At 68.3% G+C, this 20950-nt stretch carries 21 protein-coding genes; 8 read left to right on the forward strand and 13 right to left on the reverse strand.

Features of this window, described 5'->3' with window-relative positions:
• Positions 1 to 346: 346 nt before the first annotated feature.
• On the reverse strand, positions 347 to 1252 hold the full coding sequence (locus GPA27_RS02205) for a LysR family transcriptional regulator (RefSeq protein WP_169137375.1): 906 nt from the start codon (positions 1250 to 1252) through the stop codon (positions 347 to 349).
• Between the two features lie 162 nt (positions 1253 to 1414).
• On the opposite strand from GPA27_RS02205, the gene aliA reads away from it, so the two are divergent.
• From aliA to GPA27_RS02235, 6 genes are all read left to right on the forward strand, one after another.
• Positions 1415 to 3070 carry a cyclohexanecarboxylate-CoA ligase gene (aliA, locus tag GPA27_RS02210; protein WP_169137377.1) on the forward strand — a complete coding sequence of 552 codons (1656 nt, stop codon included), beginning with the start codon at positions 1415 to 1417 and terminating at the stop codon, positions 3068 to 3070.
• A gap of 75 nt (positions 3071 to 3145) precedes the next feature.
• Positions 3146 to 3613, forward strand: coding sequence for a CBS domain-containing protein (locus GPA27_RS02215; RefSeq protein WP_169137388.1), 468 nt, complete (start codon positions 3146 to 3148; stop codon positions 3611 to 3613).
• Positions 3614 to 3647: 34 nt separating this feature from the next.
• Positions 3648 to 5042, forward strand: coding sequence for a GntP family permease (locus GPA27_RS02220; RefSeq protein ID WP_169137390.1), 1395 nt, complete (start codon positions 3648 to 3650; stop codon positions 5040 to 5042).
• A gap of 190 nt (positions 5043 to 5232) precedes the next feature.
• Complete coding sequence (locus tag GPA27_RS02225; RefSeq protein WP_169137392.1) at positions 5233 to 6159, forward strand: aldo/keto reductase; 927 nt, start codon at positions 5233 to 5235, stop codon at positions 6157 to 6159.
• A 57-nt stretch (positions 6160 to 6216) separates the two neighbouring features.
• The gene (locus GPA27_RS02230) at positions 6217 to 7002 is read left to right on the forward strand and encodes an NADPH-dependent F420 reductase (RefSeq protein WP_169137394.1); all 786 of its coding nucleotides are present in this window, start codon (positions 6217 to 6219) and stop codon (positions 7000 to 7002) included.
• Positions 7003 to 7064: 62 nt separating this feature from the next.
• On the forward strand, positions 7065 to 8327 hold the full coding sequence (locus GPA27_RS02235; RefSeq protein WP_169137396.1) for an NTP/NDP exchange transporter: 1263 nt from the start codon (positions 7065 to 7067) through the stop codon (positions 8325 to 8327).
• A gap of 33 nt (positions 8328 to 8360) precedes the next feature.
• On the opposite strand, the gene GPA27_RS02240 is transcribed toward GPA27_RS02235, so the two are convergent.
• The 3 genes from GPA27_RS02240 to gstA form a co-directional block, all read right to left on the reverse strand.
• Positions 8361 to 8726 carry a YajD family HNH nuclease gene (locus tag GPA27_RS02240; protein ID WP_169137398.1) on the reverse strand — a complete coding sequence of 122 codons (366 nt, stop codon included), beginning with the start codon at positions 8724 to 8726 and terminating at the stop codon, positions 8361 to 8363.
• Positions 8727 to 8818: 92 nt separating this feature from the next.
• Positions 8819 to 9301 carry a glutathione peroxidase gene (locus GPA27_RS02245; RefSeq protein WP_169137400.1) on the reverse strand — a complete coding sequence of 161 codons (483 nt, stop codon included), beginning with the start codon at positions 9299 to 9301 and terminating at the stop codon, positions 8819 to 8821.
• Between the two features lie 79 nt (positions 9302 to 9380).
• A complete protein-coding gene (gene gstA, locus GPA27_RS02250; RefSeq protein WP_169137402.1) occupies positions 9381 to 9986 on the reverse strand; it encodes a glutathione transferase GstA in 606 nt (201 codons plus the stop codon).
• 284 nt (positions 9987 to 10270) lie between these two features.
• Between gstA and GPA27_RS02255 the strand changes: the two genes are divergently transcribed.
• Entirely contained in the window at positions 10271 to 11449 is a 1179-nt protein-coding gene (locus GPA27_RS02255; protein WP_169137404.1) for a methyltransferase, read from the forward strand.
• A gap of 126 nt (positions 11450 to 11575) precedes the next feature.
• The gene (locus tag GPA27_RS02260) at positions 11576 to 12007 is read left to right on the forward strand and encodes a hypothetical protein (protein ID WP_169137406.1); all 432 of its coding nucleotides are present in this window, start codon (positions 11576 to 11578) and stop codon (positions 12005 to 12007) included.
• Between the two features lie 63 nt (positions 12008 to 12070).
• On the opposite strand, the gene GPA27_RS02265 is transcribed toward GPA27_RS02260, so the two are convergent.
• The 9 genes from GPA27_RS02265 to GPA27_RS02305 form a co-directional block, all read right to left on the reverse strand.
• On the reverse strand, positions 12071 to 12454 hold the full coding sequence (locus GPA27_RS02265) for an NIPSNAP family protein (protein ID WP_169137408.1): 384 nt from the start codon (positions 12452 to 12454) through the stop codon (positions 12071 to 12073).
• Between the two features lie 51 nt (positions 12455 to 12505).
• Complete coding sequence (locus tag GPA27_RS02270) at positions 12506 to 13234, reverse strand: N-formylglutamate amidohydrolase (protein ID WP_169137410.1); 729 nt, start codon at positions 13232 to 13234, stop codon at positions 12506 to 12508.
• Positions 13231 to 14484, reverse strand: a complete 1254-nt coding sequence (locus GPA27_RS02275; protein ID WP_169137412.1) for a carboxylate-amine ligase — start codon at positions 14482 to 14484, stop codon at positions 13231 to 13233. The genes GPA27_RS02270 and GPA27_RS02275 overlap by 4 nt, the downstream gene beginning before the upstream one ends.
• The gene (locus GPA27_RS02280; protein ID WP_169137414.1) at positions 14481 to 15950 is read right to left on the reverse strand and encodes a RimK family ATP-grasp domain-containing protein; all 1470 of its coding nucleotides are present in this window, start codon (positions 15948 to 15950) and stop codon (positions 14481 to 14483) included. Before GPA27_RS02280 ends, GPA27_RS02275 begins: the two co-directional genes overlap by 4 nt.
• Entirely contained in the window at positions 15947 to 16672 is a 726-nt protein-coding gene (locus GPA27_RS02285) for a C39 family peptidase (protein WP_256222746.1), read from the reverse strand. Before GPA27_RS02285 ends, GPA27_RS02280 begins: the two co-directional genes overlap by 4 nt.
• Before the next feature lie 277 nt (positions 16673 to 16949).
• On the reverse strand, positions 16950 to 17597 hold the full coding sequence (locus GPA27_RS02290) for a response regulator (protein ID WP_076603072.1): 648 nt from the start codon (positions 17595 to 17597) through the stop codon (positions 16950 to 16952).
• A complete protein-coding gene (locus tag GPA27_RS02295; protein ID WP_169137416.1) occupies positions 17581 to 18978 on the reverse strand; it encodes a HAMP domain-containing sensor histidine kinase in 1398 nt (465 codons plus the stop codon). The genes GPA27_RS02290 and GPA27_RS02295 overlap by 17 nt, the downstream gene beginning before the upstream one ends.
• Complete coding sequence (locus GPA27_RS02300) at positions 18968 to 19945, reverse strand: quinoprotein relay system zinc metallohydrolase 1 (RefSeq protein ID WP_169137418.1); 978 nt, start codon at positions 19943 to 19945, stop codon at positions 18968 to 18970. Before GPA27_RS02300 ends, GPA27_RS02295 begins: the two co-directional genes overlap by 11 nt.
• Positions 19942 to 20733: a quinoprotein dehydrogenase-associated SoxYZ-like carrier gene (locus tag GPA27_RS02305; protein ID WP_169137420.1), complete on the reverse strand. Its 792-nt coding sequence runs from the start codon at positions 20731 to 20733 to the stop codon at positions 19942 to 19944. Before GPA27_RS02305 ends, GPA27_RS02300 begins: the two co-directional genes overlap by 4 nt.
• Between the last annotated feature and the right edge of the window lie 217 nt (positions 20734 to 20950).

Genomic DNA, 20950 nt, shown 5'->3' on the forward strand with positions numbered 1-20950 from the left:
GAAGGGACGTTTCAGTCGGGACGTCTCAGTCTATCTGTTTCTCAGATTGCAGTATCGTAATTATGAAATTTTCAGATTCATCTGCCTGAGGTCTAATGGCAACAACTGATCTGCACCGACGCTTCCGGCCACAAGCCAGGATGCTCCAGCCAAACCCGGCTCCGGTTGGTGCGAACAGGCGCTTATTACCGCAAGCGTTGCCCCGGCAGGGGATCGATCAAGGGCAGGCCGGCACGTCCGGGCTGCCCTTGTCTTTTTGGGCGGCGGCATGACGTGTTGCTGCGCCACGCCCTGGGGCTCCCCCCGATTTGTGTGCGGCAAAGCGCAATACTGGCCGGCAGCGCGGTCAGATCTTGCGGAGGAAGTCCTCCGGGCGCTCCTCGATCAGCTCGCGGATGAAGTCCCACACGACGCGCACGCGTTTGATCCGCAGCAGGTCTTCGGGCGCAGCGATCCACAGGGTGCGGGTCACGAGCGACTGTCCGGGGAATACGCAGACCAGGTCGTCCGACAGATTGGCGACGAAGGGCGACAACGCCACGAGACCCATTCCGGCCGCCGCGGCCTCGCGTTGGGCAAGTATGCTGGTGGAGGTGAATATCCGCCTGGGATGTGGCGTGAGTTCTTCCAGGACCCGGAAGAGGCCGCTGAGCGAGCCGTCGTGGATGTAGTCCACGAAGTCGTGCTCGGCGATATCGCTCAACTCGCGGATGGGCGGGTGGGCGTCGCGGTAGCCGGGCGAGCAGTAGATGGAAAAGTCGACATCGGTCAACCGCGCGACCTTGTAGCGCCCCACCTCGGGCGGGTCCAGGGTGATGAGGATCTCGACCTCGCGCGTGACCAGGCTCGGATACTGCGGCTGGGGCATCAGCTGGACATGCAGGTCGGGGTGCTCGCGATGCAGTTTTACCAGGCCGGGTGCGATCAGGTGGATGCCCACACCCTCCGGCGTACCGACGCGCACCGATCCCTTCACCCGCACGCCCAGGCCCGCGCTCTCCTCGACGGCTTCGAGCAGGGCGCTCTCCATTCTTTCCGCATGCGGGATGAGCGCGTGGCCGGCATCGGTCAGGAGATACCCAGTGCGGCGGCGATCGAACAGAACTACGCTGAGATTGGCCTCGAGCCGGTCGATGCGGCGCGAGACCGTCGAGTGTTCGATCCCCAGCCGCTCGCCTGCGAGCGAAATCGTGCCCAGGCGAGCGACCGCGAGGAAGACGCTTAGGTCGTTCCAGTCAGGTAGGGAGTCCATGCGCACTATTGTGCATTGATGCACAGGACGTGTGCAACTTCTTGCTTTGGCGAGGGAAATTCGAGCCCGATAATCCGCCAGAACAGGGTCGTGTGCGTCGTCCAATGCGCGATGTTGCACCGGATCGACCGCACTCGCTTCATACCAACAAGGAGACAAGCAATGGACTTCGACGCAGTCTTGCTACCCCCCCGCCGTGCCGCCTGCATTGCCGCGGGCCTGTGGCCCGATCGTACGATCAATGACGAACTCGAGGTGTGCGTCAGCACATTCCCCGACAAGATCGCGCTGACCGCGATGCGCGCCGAAGACGGCGAAGTGCGGCGCTTTACCTACCGTGAGCTGGCCGCCCTGGCCGATCGCGTCGCCGTCGGCCTGTCGCGCCTGGGTGTGGGCCGCAACGACGTGGTGGCGATGCAGCTGCCGAACTGGTGGCAGTTCACGGTGGTGTATCTGGCATGCGCGCGCATCGGCGCGGTGATCAATCCCCTGATGCCGATCTTCCGCGAGCGCGAGCTGTCGTTCATGCTCGGCCACGGCGAGGCGAAGGTGCTGATCGTGCCGAAGACCTTCCGCGGCTTCGACCACGAGGCGATGGCGCGCGGGCTGCAGCCGAGCCTGCCGGCGCTGAAGCGCATCGTCGTCATCGACAGCGACGGCCCCGACTCCTTCGACGCGCTGCTCACGGCGCCGGCCTGGGAGAAGGAGCCCGACGCCGCGGACATCCTGACGCGCAGCCGGCCGGGTCCCGACGACATCACGATGCTGATGTATACCTCCGGCACCACCGGCGAGCCCAAGGGGGCGATGCATTCGACCAACACGGTGATGGCGAACCTCGTCCAGTACGCCCGGCAACTGCGCCTGGACCACGACGATGTGGTGCTGATGGCCTCGCCGATGGCGCACCAGACCGGCGCGGCGTACGGAATGATGCTGCCGATCCTGCTGCACGGGCGTTCGGTGATCCTCGACAAGTGGGAGCCGGCGAAGGCGGTCGAACTGATCCGGGCGGAAGGCGCGACCTTCACTATGGCCTCGACGCCCTTCCTCACCGACCTCACGAAGACCGTGCAGGAGCTGGGGCTGCCGGTGCCCACGCTGAGAAGCTTCCTGTGCTCCGGCGCGCCGATTCCCGGCCCGCTGGTCGAGCAGGCGCGCAAGGTCCTCGGCACCAAGATCGTGTCCGCCTGGGGCATGACGGAAATCGGCGTGATCACGATGATCGACCTCGACGACGACGACGAGCGCGCCTACACGACCGACGGCAAGGTGATCCACGGCGCCGAGGTCCGCATCGTCGATGACGCGGGCGTCGACCTGCCGCGCGGAGAGGTCGGCCGGCTCGTCGTGCGCACCTGCTCGGCCTTCGGCGGCTACCTCAAGCGGCCGCAATGGAACAACGTCGATGCCGACGGCTGGCTCGACTCGGGCGACGTCGCGAAGATGGACGAGCAAGGCTACATCCGCATCAGCGGCCGCAATAAGGACGTGATCATCCGTGGCGGCGAGAACATCCCGGTGTTCGAGATCGAGTCCCTGCTGTACCGGCATCCGGCCGTCGAGCAGGTGGCGATCGTCGCCTACCCGGACGATCGCCTCGGCGAGCGCTGCTGCGCCGTCATCGCACCCAAGGCGGGCCAGACGATCGACTTCGCGTCGATGGTCGACTTCCTGAAGGCGCAGAAGGTCGCCATGCAGTACATCCCCGAGCGCCTGATCGTACGCGAGACGATGCCCTCGACGGCGACCGGGAAGATCCAGAAGTTCAAGTTGCGCGAGTTGCTGCGCGAGGAGCTCAGCCTCCCCCAGCGCTAAACGGTCGCGCCCCGTTCGAACATCCACGGGACAGCAAGCGATGTTCGATAACACATACAAGGCAGGAGACAAGGAATGGAAAAGACCGTGAAGACGGCCCGGCAATTGGTGACGGACGTCGGGGTCGGCGTGGTTTCGGTCGGTCCGGACGAGTCCGTGATGGCGGTGTTGCAGGCGATGGCCGACAACGACGTCAACGGCGTGCTGGTGATCGAAAACGGGCAATTGCTCGGCATCGTCACCGAGCGCGACTACGCCTTGAAGGTGGAACTGAAGGGCCGCACTGCCAGGGAAACCCGGGCGCGCGAGATCATGACCAGCAACGTGATCTGCGCCTCGGCCGATGACTCCTGCGAGCGCTGCATGGCAGTCATGCACAGCGAGTGGGTGCGTCATCTCCCGGTGATGGAGCAGGGCAAGGTAATCGGCGTGCTTTTCTTGCGCGACGTGCTGGAGGAAGTGGTAGCCGAGGACGAGCACCTCATCAAGGATCTCGAGCGCGAGCGCATCGAATCCAGCGGTGCCACCGGCGGCAACTACTGACCACGCCCTCCCACTCCTCACCGGGTTATCGAAAATGTACGAATTCATCGTCATCCTGGCCGCGCTCGCGTTTCTGATGTTCGTCGCGTACCGCGGTTTCAGCGTCATCATCTTCGCACCTGTCGCCGCCCTCGGCGCAGTGCTGTTCACCGATCCGTCGCTGGTGCCGGCCATGTTCACCAGCGTGTTCATGGAAAAGATGGCCGGCTTCATCAAGCTCTACTTCCCGGTGTTTCTGCTGGGCGCCGTGTTCGGCAAGGTCATCGAGCTGTCCGGCTTCTCGAAGTCGATCGTCTCCGCGGTGATCAATCTTGTCGGGCGCGACCGGGCGATGTTCTCCATCGTGCTCGTCTCCGCCATCCTCACTTACGGCGGCGTGTCGGTGTTCGTGGTGGTTTTCGCGGTCTACCCGTTCGCCGCCGAGATGTTCAGGCAGAGCGGCATACCGAAACGGCTCCTGCCGGGAACGATCGCCCTCGGGGCCTTCAGCTTCACGATGGATGCGATGCCCGGTACGCCGCAGATCCAGAACATCATCCCCTCGGCCTTCTTCAAGACCAATGCCTGGGCGGCCCCCTGGCTCGGCGTGGTCGGCTCGGTCTTCATCCTCCTGGTGGGTCTGACCTATCTGACCTGGCGGCGCAAGCAGGCGGCGGCGAGGAAAGAAGGTTATGGCGAGGGGCACCACAACGAGCCCGAGCCTTTCTCCGGCGAGGCCCTGCCCAACCCCTGGATCGCCATCCTGCCCCTGCTCGCGGTGGGAGTGCTGAACCGGGTTTTCGGTGCGTGGATTCCGCAGTTGTACGGCAGCACCCACGAAATCGCGCTGGCCTCGGGCGGCAAACCGATCGTCACCGAGGTCTCCAAGGTCGCCGCCATTTGGGCGGTGGAAGCGGCGCTGCTGGTGGGCATTCTCACCGTGCTGGCGTTCGCGTTCCGGACAGTGAAGGCGAAGTTCGCCGAAGGGACCAAGGCGGCGGTGTCAGGCACGCTGCTGGCATCGATGAACACGGCTTCGGAGTATGGTTTCGGTGCCGTGATCGCGATCCTGCCGGGCTTTCTGATTGTCGCCGACGCGCTGAAGGCGATCCCCAACCCGCTGATCAACGAGGCGATCACGGTCACCACGCTGGCGGGCATCACCGGCTCGGCCACCGGCGGCATGAGCATCGCGCTGGCAGCGATGTCGGAGCAGTTCATCGCTGCGGCCAACGTCGCCGGCATCCCGATGGAGGTCCTGCACCGGGTCGCTTCGATGGCCAGCGGCGGCATGGATACGCTTCCGCATAACGGCGCGATCATCACGCTGCTGGCGGTCACCGGCCTCACGCATCGCCAGGCCTACGGCGACATCTTCGCCATCACCTGCATCAAGACCGTGGCGGTATTCGTGGTCATCAGTTTCTTCTACCTGACCGGGCTGTACTGAGCACCGCGTTCGCCGCAACAGGCAGAGGAAACAGACGCGCAGGGTCCGCGTTGTCGGCGCCGAATTTCCCGTGCATCGCGGCACTCGCAGGGCATCTCCGCGGTCAGAGCTTGCGGAGGCCGTGCTTGGGCCGTGTGTGGAGGGAGGGTGCATGTGCAGCCCGGCGTTCCGGATGATTCCCGCTGGCGGAATGACGCGAGCACAGTTCCTGCGGATTGCGGCGGGCGCGGCTGCGGCCCTTGTCGTCGGCGGCCGGGCGAAAGCGCAGGTGGCCGGCGAGTCTTCGGGAGGTGCGATGCCGACGCGTCCGATTCCTTCGACCCAGGAGCGCTTGCCCGTAGTCGGGCTGGGCACGCACGTGGGGTTCGACGTCCAGCGCGACTCTGCGGAATATTCGCGCCTGCCCGAGGTGTTGCGGACCTTGTTCGACGGCGGCGGGTCGGTGATCGACACCTCGCCGATGTACGGGCGGGCCGAGGCGGTGACGGGCGAGCTGCTCGCTGCGGCCGGGACGCGCAGCAAGGCCTTCGTCGCGACCAAGGTGTGGACGCGCGGCCGGGCCGAGGGTATCCGCCAGATGCAGGAGTCGATGCGCCTGCTGCAGGTGGAGCGCCTGGATCTGATGCAGGTGCATAACCTGGTGGACTGGCGGGTGCATCTGGCGACGCTGCGCGACTGGAAGGCCGAGGGGCGCGTGCGCTACATCGGCATCACGCATTACACCAACGGCGCCTACGGCGAGCTCGAGGCGGTGATGCGCGAGGCGCAATTCGATTTCGTGCAGATCAATTATTCGCTCGACGAAGCGGAGGCGGAACGCCGCATCCTGCCGCTGGCGGCCGAACGCGGCATGGCGGTGCTGATCAACCGGCCCTTCGGCGGCGGCCGGGTGTTGCGCCGCCTGCGTGACCGGCCGCTGCCGCCGTGGGCGGCCGAGATCGGCGCGACGAGCTGGGCGCAGGTGCTGCTGAAGTTCGTGCTGAGCCATCCGGCGGTGACGTGCGCGATTCCGGGCACCGGGCGGCCGGAGCATATGGCGGACAACGTGCGCGCGGCGATCGGCACGCTCCCCGACGCGGCGTTCTGGAAGCGCCATGTCGATTCGATCGGCGCCTGAGCCGCGGGGCAGGGCGCGTCGGGCCGTACGGCCCGGTTTCATGCTGCGGAGGCAAGGATGATTGCGCAAATCCGGTCCCATTTTCAGCCCGCTTTTCTGTCCAACCCGGCATTCGGTTCCGCGACCGATCGTCGCCGCCGCGTGCTGATCTTCGGCGCGATGGCGGCGGCTGCGCTGGCCGTGTTGCCGCGTGTCGCGAGCGGCGCGTCGGACCGTCTCCGCATCGGCATCATAGGCACCGGGCGGATCGGCGGCGCACTGGCGGAGCTGTGGGCGAAGGCCGGTTACGAGCTGCTGATCTCCTCGCGCCATCCCGACGACCTGAAGCCGCTCGCGGCGCGCCTGGGCGCCCACGTGCGGGTGGGAACGCCGCGCGAGGCGGCGGAGTTCGGCGATGTCGTGCTGATCGCGGTGCCTTACGGGGCGCTGCCGCAGGTGGGGCGCGACTTCGCGGGGCTGATGGCGCGGAAAGTGGTGCTGGAGACCGGCAATCCGCGCCCCGAGCGCGACGGGCCGATGGCGAGGCCGGCATTGGACCGCGGTACCGGGGTGGCGTCGGCCGAATACCTGCCGGGCGTGCGCCTGGTGCGGGCTTTCACGTCGGTGCCGTATCTGGCGCTGCGCAGCGAGGCGCATCGCAGCGGCGAGCGCGTCGGGGTACCGCTGGCGGCGGACGACCGCGACGCGCTGGCGGTCGCCGCGCGGCTGGTCGAGGATGCGGGCTTCGAGCCGGTGCCGGTCGGCGGGCTGGAGCGCGCCAAGGATTTCGACGTCGGTTCGCCGGTGTTCGGCCGGGCGCTGACGGCGCGCGAATTGCGGCAGGCGCTGGGCGTGGCGCGCTGAGGGCGCCGGCGATGCGCCCGCGTGGCGAACGCCCCATCCGCACCGGTGCGGGCGGCTGAGCGATGTTCGGGGCGCTCGTCCGCCGGGTGGTGCCGGTGCGCGAAGGCGAGACGCTGCCCTTGCTGCTCGCGACGGCCTACGGTTTCGCGATCCTGTATTCCTACTACCTGCTGCGCCCGGTGCGCGACGAGATTGGCGCGGCGGAGCGCGGCAACCTGCAGATCCTGTGGACGGCGGTATTCGTCGTGATGCTGCTGGCGGTGCCGCTGTATTCGGCGGCCGTGGCGCGCTGGCCGCGGGCGGTGTTCGTGCCGCTGGCGAACCGTTTCTTCGCGGCCAACCTGCTCGTCTTCTATGCCGCGCTGTATCTGCTGCCCGAGTCTGCACGCGCCTGGATAGACCGCGTGTTCTACGTGTGGGTGAGCGTTTTCGCGCTGTTCGTCGTCACGGTGTTCTGGGGCTTCGTCGCCGACCTGTTCCGCCATGAACAGGGCAAACGCCTGTTCGGCTTCATCGCGGTCGGCTCCTCGCTCGGCGGCATCGCGGGTTCGGCGACGACCGCGGCGCTGGCGCAGCATGTGCCGGTATTCCTGTTACTGCTGATGGCGGTGCTGCCGCTGGAGGTGGCGTCGTGGTGCGCGCGCGCACTCGACCGCCACGCGCAGCGCCAGCCGGCCACGCTCGCACGCGAACCGGAGGCGCGCATCGGCGGCAGCGCGTGGAGCGGGGTGCGGCTGGTGTTCCGTTCGCCGGCCTTGCTGCGCATTGCGCTGTGGCTGCTGCTGATGACCTTCGCGTCGACGATCCTGTACTTCGTGCAGGCGCACATGCTGGGCGAGACCTACACCGACCGGGCGTTGCGGCGGGTGTTCCTGGCCCGCGTGGACCTCGCCGTGAATGTGCTGACGATCGCGACGCAGATCTTCCTGACGGCCCACATCCTGCGCCGCCTCGGCGTGGGGATGACGTTGGCGCTGCTGCCCGCGGTCGCGCTCGTCGGCTTCGTCGCGCTCGGCACGGCGCCGTCGCTGGCCGTGCTGGTGGTCGTGCGCGTGCTCTACGACAGTGGCCGCCATGCGCTCGCGAAACCCGCGCGCGAGGTGCTATTCACGCTCGTGGGCCGCGAGGAGCGCTACAAGGCCAAGGCCTTCATCGATGCGGTGGTGTATCGCGGCGGCGATCTCGCGAGCGGCTGGATCTACGCCGGCCTCGCGGCGCTAGGCCTGTCGGTCGGCGCCATCGCCCTCGCTGCGGTGCCAGTCGCCGGCGGTTGGATGCTGATCGCGCGCCAGTTGGGGCGCTGGGAGGCCCAGGATCGCAGCTGAGCAAGGGCCGGGACGCCGGGACTGGGCGAGCCGTCACTTCCCCTTGGCGAGCAAGGCCTTCAGGTCGGCGAACGGGTTGTGCGTCGACACCGTGCCGTTGTCCGTCTGGATCGAGCTGCCCGCCTGCGCTTCGAGTTGGCGCTGGTGTTCGTTGTCGTGGCAGTAGATGCACAACAGCTCCCAGTTGCTGCCGTCGGGCGGGTTGTTGTCGTGGTTGTGGTCGCGGTGATGCACCGTCAGCTCGCGCAGGTTGGTGACGGTGAATTCGCGCGCGCAGCGGCCGCAGATCCACGGGTAGATCTTCAGTGCGCGTTCGCGGTAGCCGTCGCTGCGCGCGTCGGCGGTGCGCCGGGCATCGGCGACGATGCGGTCGAGCTTGCCGTGGTCGAATGTCTTCATGGCTGGGCGAATTGCAGGTTGTTGGTGGACGTTTCGATCCCCGCGGGATCTTGCCGGTTCATTGTGGACAAAAGCGTGGCTCCGCGTTGCCCTCAGAGCAGCGCTTCGATGTCGTCGGCGATGGCTTCCGGCGGGGTCATCGGTGCGTAGCGTTCGACATGCGTGCCGCTGCGATCGACGAGGAATTTCGTGAAGTTCCACTTGATCGCTTCGGTCCCGAGCACGCCTTTCGCGTGCGCCTTGAGCCATGCATAGAGCGGGTGGGCGTTGTCGCCATTGACCTCGATCTTGGCGAACATCGGGAAGCTGACGCCGTAGTTCGTCTCGCAGAACGCGGCGATTTCGGCGGCGTTGCCCGGTTCCTGCGTGCCGAACTGGTTGCACGGAAAGCCCAGCACCACCAGCCCGCGGTCGCGGTACTTCTCGTAGAGCTGTTCGAGCCCGGCATAGTGCGGGGTGAAGCCGCACTGGCTGGCGGTGTTCACGATCAGCAGCACCTTGCCGGCGTATTCGCCCATCATGGTCTTGCCGCCTGCGAGGCGCTCGACTTCGACGTCCCTGAGTTGCGCATCCATGACCTGTCCCTCCGGATCCTGCCTGCCGCGTGGCGGCGATGCCTCCCGGCGGGAGCCGGGAGGGCGGGGTGTCACGCTGTCACAGCAGCCCTTCGGCCTTCATCGCTGCGACGACCGCCGGGCGGGCGGCAACGCGGGCCTGGTAGGCGGCGAGCGCCGGCCACTGTGACAGCTCGAGTTCGATGTGCTTCGCCCAGCGTATCACTGTGAACAGGTAGGCGTCGGCGACGCTGAATTCGGCGCCCATCAGGTAGTCCTGGCCGGCGAGCTGTTCGGCGACGTATCCGAAGCGGCGTTCGAGCTTCGCGCGGCACATCGCCTTCCACTCGGCGGGCGTCGCCGGGTTGAAGAAGGGGCTGAAGGTCTTGTGGATTTCGGTGCCGATGAAGGTGAGCCAGGCCTGCAGCTTGTAGCGCTCGAGGGTGCCGTTGGCCGGGGCGAGCTTCTTGCCCGGCACCTGGTCGGCGAGGTACTGGACGATGGCGGGGCCTTCAGTGATCACGTCGCCGTTGTCGAGCTGCAGTGCGGGAACGTAGCCCTTGGGGTTGATCTTCCAGTAGTCCTGCCCCGATGCGGTGACCTTCTTCTGCAGGTCGACGACTTCCGTGTCGTACTTCAGGCCCGCCTCCTCGAGGACGATGTGGGGAGAGAGCGAGCATGCACCGGGTTTCAAATACAGCTTCATTGATGGGCTCCTTGATCGGGTGAGGGGTGGATTCTGGGGAGACCGCGCCGTGCGCATGCGCGCGCTGCGGCACGGCTTCCGGCGATTCGGATGACCGGGAACGCCCGCCGGCGGCGGTGTCCGGACATGCGCCAATGACCGCAGGATCGCGTCCGGGGTTCCGCAGAGCCTACGCGCCGAGCGTGTCCGTGGCAATCGCAAGCGCTGGGTGTCGCGCACGCTTGCCCGCGAAGCGCCGGAGTTTGCGATACTCGCGCCTCCGCAATCACGTCCCGCCGTACCGCATGAATCACCGCGAGCGCCTTCTCGAACTGCAATCGGAACTGCACGCGCACGAGGCGTTCTGGCGGCCGTCGCCGTTCCAGGTGCGGCGGCCTGCCTGGTGCGAGGCGCAGCCGGCACTCGCCGAAGCGGTGCTCGGCCTCGACGAGGCGACGCTCGAGCGTCTTATCGTCGATCCCGACGCCTGTCGCGCGTGGCTCGCTCCGCGCCTGCCCGTCGTCGAAACGCTGGAAGCGCTGTGCACGGTGCGGCAACTCAGCGCGCGCGACCTGCCGCCGCGCGACCCGCGTGCCGACCTGTTCATCCCCGGCCGCAAGCTCGCGCAGATCGACGCCTTCGCCGCGCACGGGCCGGCCGCCGGGGCGCCGGTGCTGGAGTGGTGTGCGGGCAAGGGGCATCTGGGGCGGCGGCTGGCGCTCCACGACCGCGTGCCGGTGCGTCTGCTGGAGATCGATGCCGCGCTGTGCCGGGCCGCGGAGCGGCTCGCCGAGGGGAGCGGGGTGGAGCAAAGCGTGACGTGCGGCGATGCGCTGGACGAGGGCGCGCGCCGCCATGTGAGCGGCCACGCCGTCGTCGCGCTGCATGCCTGCGGCGAGCTGCATCGCACGCTGGTCCGTCACGCGGCGCACGATCATGCGCACAGCTACCGCATCGCGCCGTGCTGCTATCACCTTGGCGCGGGGGACGGTTACCGGCCCCTGAGCCGCGCCGCCACGCTGGTGCTCGACGAGCGTGCGCTGCGCCTGGCGGTCACCGAGACCGTCACCGCGCCGCGCAACGTGCGTGCGCGCCTGGCGCGCGACCAGGCGTGGAAGCTGGGCTTCGTCGCGCTGCGCAACGAGATCGAGGGCGACGCCGTGCGCAGCTTCAAGCCCGTGCCTGCGGGGTGGCTGGCACTCGATTTCGCCGGCTTTTGCCGGGCGTTGGCGGCGCGCGAAGGCGTGCGCCTGCCGGCGTCGTCGGACTGGGAGCACTGGCTCGCCGTCGGCGAGCGCCGCCGCGCCGAAGTTCGCCGCCTCGAACTGGTCCGCCACGCCTTCCGCCGTGCACTCGAAGTGTGGCTGGTGATGGACTTGGCAGTGGGGCTGGAGGAGGCGGGCTTCGACGTGCAGGCGGGCACTTTCTGCGCCCGCGCGCTCACGCCGCGCAACCTGCTGCTGCTCGCGCGGCGGCAGGCGTGACGTTTGGAAACGTGCGATCGTTCCGGGCAAGAGGATAATATTAGGGTGTACTGTTCGACTTGCCGGTCTGCCACATCGACGCAAGCCTCCGGCGCTCCGGGGTCCCATCCGTTCGGGAGAATACATATGTATAAAAAGCTCGCAATCGCGTCGCTCGCGGCCCTCGCGCTCACTGCATGCGTCGTGGCGCCCCCGCATGGCGGCGCGGTGGTCGTCGCGCCGGCACTGCCGGCCCTCGTCGAATTCGACGTCGAGCCGTATTACTTCTATAGCGGCTATTACTACTATTACGACAACGCCCGCTGGCGCTATTCGAGGTCCCGGTCGGGGCCCTGGGTGGAGTTGCCGCGCAGCCACTACCCGCGGGAAATCCGCTTCAAGGGCCGGCGGGACGAATGGCGCGGCGACCGTGATCGCGACGATCGACGCTGGGACCGTGACGACCAGCGCCGCTCGGATCGGGAACGTCGCCGCGATCGCGACGACCGTCGGGGCGACGACGATGACGATCGCCGGCGCGACCATCGGGGCGATGACGGTGGCGACCGCCGCTGGTAGGAACGCGACGCCGAACGGCGCCGATGCCGCAGGGCAGGCCGGCGCAGCGCCGGCGGCGCCGGATCAGATCCGCGAGTCCTTGTCGGCCCGCGGATTCAGGACGAAGGCGTTGTCCGCCGTCTCGTGATACGTCGTCCCGAATCCCGCCAGGATCTCCTTCGAGCGTGCGTTCGGGTTGCCCCAGCACTGACAGGTGATCTTGTCGCAGGCGTCGATCAGGGTCGCCAGCGGCACCTTGCCTTTTTCATTGGCAAGATGTGCCACGAACGCTTCGTCGGTCGCGTAGATCTCGGTCCACTGGCTCACGTGGGATGAGGGGTAATCGGCGTGGTAGCAGATCACCCCGGGGTGATCGAGCATCACCTTGCACAGCGCCGCCTGGTTGGCGCGGAAATCGGCCTCGCGTCCGGCCTTGATGTCCCACTGGATCTTGAGCATGAATGCCATGGATGTTTCCTCCGCTAGGTGGGTGGTTGCAGGATGTTGTCGCGGCCCGCGTCAGCGCGGCGCGGGGCGCCCGAGGGCCTCTCGCAGCGTGGCGACGACATCGGCTCGCAGGTCGCGCCACGCGCGCTGCCTGGGCCTGACGAGGCGCTGGTTGAGTTCAAGTTCGATGCCGACGTAGAGCTCGGCCGGGAAGCAGCGCCGCAGGTAGGCCGTGAGGCCGTCGGACTTGCCCGTGTACGGGTAGTTGCGGCGTACCGTGAGCGCGGGCGAGCGGCGGCGCAGGCACGCGAGCCATTCGGCGCACAGTTCGGTTTCGCCCGGACGGGAGGGGTCGTAGAGCAGGCCGACGTCGGCCCGGCGCACGACGCCGTCGAGAACGGGCGTGAAGCTGTGGCTGGAGACGTGGATCACGCGGCGGCCCGCGTCGACCTCGGCCGCGACGAGCCGTTCGGCGCGGGTGCGGAAGGGCAGGTAGTACCTGTCGATGATTTCGCGCCGCGTTGCTTCCGGCTGCGCACGGATGGTTTCGCAGTGCAGGCCCGGGTGGCCCCGCGTGCGGTTGAGGTCCACGAGCAGGCGGCTGGTCGTCGCGTAGATCAGCGACGCGTGCAGTTCGTCCGCGAGGTCGCGTGCCATTGCGAGTGCGCCGGGATCGTAGCCGCGATGGCTCTCCAGCAGCGCCTCGCGCCCGGCGAAGAATTCGCGGTAACGCGGTGGAACGCGGTTGCCGCCGTGCTCGCAGGTGATCAGGAAACTATGGCCGGTGCCCGCGCCGTTCATCGCTCGAATCCCGTGAACAGTCGGCCGGCGGCCAGGCAGTCGCATAGTTGGCGGTAGACGAGCGCGAGGCGCGCGCGATCGAAGGGCTCGCCCAGTGCCGCGAGAATGCGACGCGCAAGGGGGCCGCGCGCGAGGATGGTGTCGAGCGCGGGCCGTGTCGCCGGCGTGAGCAGCGGATGGCCGGCGCAGGCGTCGAGGAGATGGCGCCAGAGCTCGCGCGCCTCGCAGCCACCGCCGCGGACGCCGAACAGCGCGAGATAGGCGGGGTCGGCGATCACGGCGTGGTCGGCGTCGCGGATCGTGTCGAGCAGGATTGCCGCGAGCGTCGCGGTGTCGATCGCGTGCTGCGCGGCGAGCGGACTCCAGCGGTTTTCGTACAGGGCCTGCGTAACGGCGGTCGTCGCGGCGGCGATCGCGAGATCCGCCTGCGGGCATTCCTGCACGTCGATGACGCGGATCTCCAGCGCGCTGCGGTCGAAGCGAGGGATCGCGGCGCGGGTGTTGAGCCATTCGTATTGCATCACCCCTTCGCTGTCGAGGGGGGCGATGTCGCGGTACATCGGCGCGAGTACCGTGGTTTCGTATTCGGCGCGACTCGACGCATTGTCGGGAATCACGCTGCCCATCAGCGAGGGCACGCGCATCGGGTGGAAGCGGTAGGACTCCATGCGGAAGTCGAGCTCGCGTCGGCGCTTCCCTTCGGCGACGGGCGAGCTTGCGGCGATCGCGGGCAGCAGCGGCAGCAGCACGCGCACCGCCGCGTGCAGGCGGGCGAACTCCCCGTCATCGGCGAAGGGCAGGTTCACGTGCATGCTCTGGAGGTTGGCCCAGCCGTGCTGGCGGCAGTCGAAGATGCGGTCGAAGCTGCGGTAGATCGCCGCGTTGTCGTGCGGCCACACGCGGGTCTCGCGTGCCGGGTCCATCCAAGGATGCGTCGCGGTGGGCATTAGTCGGGCGTTGTAGCGGGCGAGTTCGGCGTCGATACGGCCGATCTCGGCCTGGAAGCGCGGCACCAGTGCGTCCAGGTTCGCGCTCGGTCGCACATTCTTGAGTTCCACGACGTGCAGCACCAGCTCGTTGGACCACGCCAGCTCGCCGCGCGCGACTTCGGCGAGTTGGCGGCCGTCGGCGTCGCGCAGCAGGCGGTCGGCGATCGGTTGCACCGCGAGGGTGTCGCGGTCGACGATCATGTATTCGAGCTCGATGCCGCACGCGGCGAAAGCCTTCAGCGGCGGTGCGTTGCCGGTCATGTCATGCGCCCCGTGTGGTGTTCGAGGCGCGTCGCGAACACGTCCATTACATGATGATAGAGGGCGTCCTTGAGCACTCCGTCCTCGTTGCCGGCGTCGACATTGGGGTTGTCGTTCACCTCGATCACGCAGCAGCGTTCGCCGACCTTCTTGAGGTCGACGCCGTAGAAACCGTCGCCGATCAGGTTGGCCGCACGCAGGGCGGTGCGCAGGACGTCCGGCGGGGCTTCATCGAGCGAAACGGCGGTCGTGGGGCCCTCCTCGTAGGTGTCGTGCTCGGCGTCGCGGTGGATGATCTGCCAGTGCCCGCGTGCCATGTGGTACTTGCACACGAACAGCAGGCGCCGGTCGAGGATGCCGACGCGCCAGTCGAACGTGGTGGGCAGGTATTCCTGAGCGACGATCAGCTCGGACTTCTCCAGCAGGTGCGCGACCTGCGCGTTGAGCTCCTCGAGCGTCTCGGCCTTCACGACGCCGATCGACAGGCAGCTGTCGGGCTGCTTGAGCACGCAGGGCAGGCCCAGGGTGGGGACGATGTCCTGCACGTTGCCGCGATGCACGAGCAGCGTCTTCGGGATCGGGATGTTGTGCTGCGGCAGCAGTTCGGCGAGGTAGACCTTGTTGTTGCAGCGCAGGATCGAGACGGGGTCGTCGATCACGACGAGGCCTTCGGCCGCCGCGTGGCGCGAGAAACGATAGGTGTAGTGGTTGATGAAGGTGTTGTCGCGGATGAAAAGCGCGTCGAACTGCGGCAGGCGTGCGAGGTCCTGCCGCCCGACGATCTCGGTCGCGAGGCCCAGGGCGCGTGCGGCCTTCTCGAACTTGCGGATGGCCGCCGGGTTGGAAGCGGGCTGGGTGTTGTCCGGGTCGCGCAGGATCGCCAGCGTGAAGCGCGGCAGGTAGCGGCGTCGCGGGCGGGGCCAGCGGCCGGAGAAGTAGGCGCGAGCCGCTTCGATCATGAAGCTCTGGTGCGGCGGCGGGATCTCCCCGATGGCGATGGGCGTAACGCTTTTTACGTGCCATGCGTCGTTCTTGCGCACGAAGTTCGCCTGCAGGAAGGGGGCCTGCAGCAGGTTGAAGATCTGGCGGCTGAGCGGGTCGTAGCGTTCGGCGAGATTGCGCCCGAAATAGATGCTCAGCGTGAAGGTGTCCGATTTGATCGGGGCGAGCGCGGCCTGGATCAGGCCGTGCAGATCGGAGGTGAGAAGACGCACGAGGTTCTGCGACTGCAGGTCCTCGATCGTCGTGACGCCGGGCAGGGGCTTCTGGCTGCGCGCCTCGGCCAGCAGCGATACGTAGTAGCCCAGGCTCTGGTAGCGGTAGGAGCGGCACAGGTTGAAGACCTGCGTGACGCCGTGGCCGGCACACGCTGGATCGGTGAGGTAGTCGCGGGCGGAAACGACGCAGACGTCGGGCATCGCCAGCGGCCAGTCCTTGGGGGTGCTGACGACGACCAGTATGGTCATGTGCGCTTTCCCCCCGGCGGGCGGATCACGAGCAGGTTGGCGTCGTGGGTGAGGATGCCGAGCAGGATCGCCCCCACGGCACGGTCGATACCGAGCCAGTATTCGCGCGACGGCCCGTACGGGTGAGGTCCGTAGGGGTCCGACACGCGTACGGTGCGGCGCGGGCGGTCGTAGCCCGACAGGACGACGAAATGGCCGCCAGGGGTGCCGCGGATGTCGTCGGGAAGGTCCTGCGGGCCGTATTCGCGCCGCGTGCGATACAGATAGGTCGAACTCAGGCCGGTGAGGATCGGAACCCCGCGGCGCATCAGGCCGCGCAGGAGGTAGCGGGAGAGGTCCTTCAGCCGCAAGCGTCCGCCGAGGCTCAGGAAGTCGAGGTATCCCGCGGTCACTTCCTGAACGCGCGGGTCATCCACCTTTTCCATGCGCTGGCTCAGCAGGCGGTCGCTCAGGTCTGCGCCCGGCGCGAACCACGTGGGGTCGAACACCTGCAGGTTGTAGGTGTAGATGGTTGCCTCGAAGCCCTGCCGCAGCGCATCGCAGGCGAGGAAGACGGCAACGGTGCCGCCGCGCTGGAGCTTGCTGGTGCGTTCGATGACGTCCCGGAGGCGTTCCTCCCGCCCCCAGTAGCGATAGATCGCGTGCAGGCAGGTCGGCCCGCAGGTCGTCTCGTCGGGCTGCGGCAGCATCTCCACCGGCAGGTCGAGGTGGTCGCGCAGCACGGATTCAATCCGCAACGGGAGGAAAGAGGGCCCCGCGCCCGTCGCGAGGGGCCGGCATGCCGATGTGATCCGACCTGTGGCTCATGTCGCCCTCCCCGGAAGCGCGTCGGTCGCGGCGTCGCCCCTCTGGCGCCGCAGGCCTTGTGTGCGTCTATGCCATCCCTGAGCGTTACCCTGACTGAATGATAGGTGCAAATAGTCGAAGTGCCAGCCGTGGTGCGAAACCTCCGTGCGGGAATTGCGCGGGATGCGGTCGCACGCCGGGGGCGTTTCCCGCTCAGGCTTCGATCAGGCCGGAGCGCACGGCGATCAGCGCCAGCTCGGCGGCATTGGCGGCGTTGAGCTTCTGCTTGATGTGGTAGAGGTGGGTGCCGACGGTGCTGGGGCTGAGCTTGTGGGTGTCGGCGACCTGGGTCACGGAATTTCCTTTCGCGAGTTCGAGGAAGACGGCGAATTCCTTGTCCGTGAGCGCGTCGGCGGGGTCGTTGCTGCCGCCGAACTGGGCGAGCGCGAGCTGCGGCGCGAGCTCGGGGTCGACGTAGCGCTGGCCGCGCGCGACCTGGGCGACGGCGCGCACCAGTTCCTGCGGCTGGGCGCGCTTCGAGAGGTAGCCGGTGGCCCCGGAGCGCAGTGCGCGCATCGGGATCTGTGAGTCCTCGTGTGCCGACAGCATCAGCACGCGGGCGCCGGGGTGGTGCGCGCGCAGGCGGTCCAGCGCGCACAGGCCGCCCAGCCCGGGCATGGTCACATCCATCACCAGGGCGTCGGGCTGATGCTCGCCGAACGCGGCGATCGCGGCCTCGCCGCTGTCGGCCTCGGCAACGATGGTGGCGCCGGCGCCTTCGAGCAGCATGCGGAAGCCCATGCGGACGATGGCGTGGTCATCGGCGAGGACGAGGCGGAGGTTTTCAAGAATGCTGGCCATGGAAGCTTACCTCGGTGGGAATCTCGGTCGGAGTTTCAGTCGGAAGGGGGTGCGGCAGGCGGGCGCTGACGCGCAGGCCGCCGCCGGGGGTGGTGTCGAATGCGAGCTCGCCGTGCAGCTCGGCGACGCGCTCGCGCATGCCGGTAAGGCCGTAGCGCCCCGGGCGCGGGGCGGGCGGCAGGCCGCGGCCGTTGTCGCGCACTTCGAGCGCGACGGCGCCGGGCTGGAAATCGAGCCGCACTTCGACGTGCGTGGCGCCGGAGTGGCGCGCGACATTGGTCAGGCTTTCCTGCAGCAGGCGGAGCACCGTGAGGCCCAGCGCTTCGCCGGTCGGCGCACCGGCGGGGGCGGTGCGGCAGTCGATCCGGATGTCGGGATGGTGGCCGGACCACAGGCGGCAGTAGTCGGCGACGGCGCGGTCGAGCTGGCCGGTGTCGGCGCCGGCGGGGCGCAGGCGCTGAAGGATCGTGCGCACGCCGTCCTGCATCTGGCCGGTCATCGCGAGGATGGCCTGGGCGCTGCCGTGCAGCTGCGGATGGTCGTCGCTGCGCTGCAGGATGGCGCCGGAGATCGCGCGCACCGCGGTGATGGCCTGGCCGAGTTCGTCATGCAGCTCGCGCGCGATCACGCGCCGCTCCTCCTCGAGACGGGCCTGCACGGCGCGTGCGAAGGCCTGGTCCTCTTCGAGGCGCAGGTTGTGCGCGCGGGTGTCGTCCAGCGTGTCGGCGAGGCGGTTGTAGCTCGCGGCGAGGCGGTCGAGTTCGGCGACGCGGTAGCCGGGCAGGCGCACGTCGAAGCGGCCGTCGGCGCCGCGCGTGAGGGCGGCGTCGATCTGCGCGAGCGGCGCGAGTGCGCGGTGCAGCGCGAAGCGCGCGGCGAGCGCGACGACCAGCAGCAGCGCGAAGGCGGTGCCGAGGCCGGCGGTTAGGTCGTCCCAGGCGTCGAGCACGGCACGCGAGGCGTCGGGGCGCAGCACGATCTGGCGGTCGCCGGCGTCGAAGTGGCGCACCGGCAGCGCGGGCGTCATGCGTTCGGCAAACCAGTCGGGGGCGAAGCGGCCGGGCTTGTAGGTCGACTCGGGCGATACGTATAGGCGGGCGCCGTCGGGGGCATGGACTTCCAGATGGTTCGCGCGCAGCCGCCCGACGGCGCGCAGGTGCGCCATCAGGCGTTCGGGGCCGTCGGCGCGGTCGCGCAGGGTTTCGGAGACGAGCACCGCGACCCATTGCTGCGCGACGTGGCTCGCGGCGAGCACTTCTTCGTGGATCGACTTGCGCGTCTCGCGCACCCACCAGCCGGCGCCGACGAGCAGGAGCAGCGCAAGCGTGGCGGCGAGCACGAGGCCGACGCGGGTGCCGAGGGTGGTCGATCTAGCGCGCATGGGCTTTCTCCAGTACGGCCTGTTCCGCGGCCGGATAGAGGTGCACGACCGAGCGGCGGTATTCGCGCTCGACCTCGGCGAGGCCGCGGAACTGCGGCGGGACGGCGCGGGCGAGCATCTCGGTCATGTCGAGGCCGGACTCGGCGCCGTCGCGCATCGCGGCGGCGAGCCATTCGAGGTAGCCGCGCGTCTGGCGGATCGGCGTGTCGTCGGCCGACGGGGCGCCGTGGCCGGGTACCCACAGCTTTGCGGGGATCGCTGCGAGGCGTTTCAATGCGGCGAGCCAGTGCGTGAGGTTCGCGTGCGGCGTCGTCGCGGCGCGGTCGTGGAAGAGCAGGTCGCCCGCGAAGACGGTGCCGGTCGCATGGTCGATCACGACGACGTCGGCCGGGGTGTGGCCGTCGAGCGCGACGATCTCGATGTCGCGCCCGCCGACGCTGCGCCGCCCCGGTGCGAGCGCCTGGGCGGGCGTCACGCGCTCGGTGCCCTTCATCCAGTCGCCCGACATGCGGTAGAGGTTCTCGTTGAAGGTCTCGCCGTCCTTCTGGATGCCGCGCAGGGTCTCGGGCAGCGCCGCGAGGGTGGCGGCGGGGAAGGCCTGGTTGCCGAGGAAGTGGTCCGGGTGGTGGTGGGTGTTGATCGTCAGCACCACCGGCAGCGGGGTCACGCGCCGGATCGCCGCGAGCATCTGCTCGCCGTAGCGGCGCGACGGGCCGGTGTCGATGACGACGACGCCGTCCGTGCCGACGAGGAAGCCGGTATTGACGATGTTGCCGCCGTTGGCGGGCGTGAAGTCCTCGCGCAGGCCGACGAAGACGTGCACGCCGGGGGCGATTTCACGCGGCTCCAGGCGGTAGTCGAAGCGGGCGGCGTCGGGGACGGCGGGGGTAGCGGCGGCCGACGTCAGCGCGGGCGTCAGTGCAAGGCCGAGGAGCAGCAGCACGCGCGGCAGGGCGGGCGTCCTCATTGCGTCACCCACGCGTCGATGCGGTTGCCGTTGTTGTCGCGGCCGCGTGCATGGATGCGCGTTCCGGCCGCAGCTTCGGCGGGCAGGTCGATGGTGAACAGCGGGTTCTCGGAAACCGGTTCGTAGGCGCGGATGCGCATCAGTTCGGCGCCGGATTCGTCGCCGAGGCTCAGTTCCTCGACATGGAACACCGGGATGCCGGGGGCGAGGCCGGTGTCCATCGGGTGGATCACGCGCATGCGCAGGCGTTCGCCGCCATCGGTGCGCGGGAAGATCCTGCCGCTGACCTGGTTCAGGCGCTCCTGCCACTCGGGCGAGCCCGAGCCGGTGGACGGCGCCGTGCACCCGCCGCCCGTCGCCGTGATCCACGCGCCACCCACGTGCCACACGCCGTCGGCGGTGCGGGCGGCCGCGCGCACCGGCGAGGACTGCTGCAGCTTGAGGCGGAAGGCGAGGGCGGGGCGCGCCTTCATCGGCTGGAAGCGCAGCACCGGGAGGATGGGATTGAAGTCGGCGAAGACGAGCACCTCCTCGACGCCGGGCAGTTCGCTCGCATCGACGGAGACCGGGACGTTGAGCGAATCCTCGGCGATCAGTGGCGCCACGACTTTCACGCGCGCATCGAATACGACGCTGGCGCCCGCGAAGAAGGTCTTCACCATGTCACCCCAGCGCGCCGACTCGAGCGGATCCGCGCTGGCGGCTGCGGCAGCAGGGGGGGCGGCCGGCGCCTCGGTGACGGGGCACAGCCAAAACATCGCCAGCACGATCAGGGTCGAACTGCGCATCGGTCTCCTCCGCGGGGGCGGTCGATGCCGCCCTCCTTGTTTGTGCACCGATTCGAGCAAGGGGTGTGCCACGCAGCGGATCAGCGCATCTGTGCAGGCCGCGGGGCGCAGTTGCTCCAAAACGGAACAGGTGCTGTCAATCAGAGCAATGAAAATCGCTAGATGTACCGATATCGCCTTGAAAAACTCGTTGCTTGGGCCATGTTTCAGGAACCGG

This window comes from Aromatoleum toluolicum (genome assembly GCF_012911005.2).
GTDB classification, from domain to species: domain Bacteria; phylum Pseudomonadota; class Gammaproteobacteria; order Burkholderiales; family Rhodocyclaceae; genus Aromatoleum; species Aromatoleum toluolicum.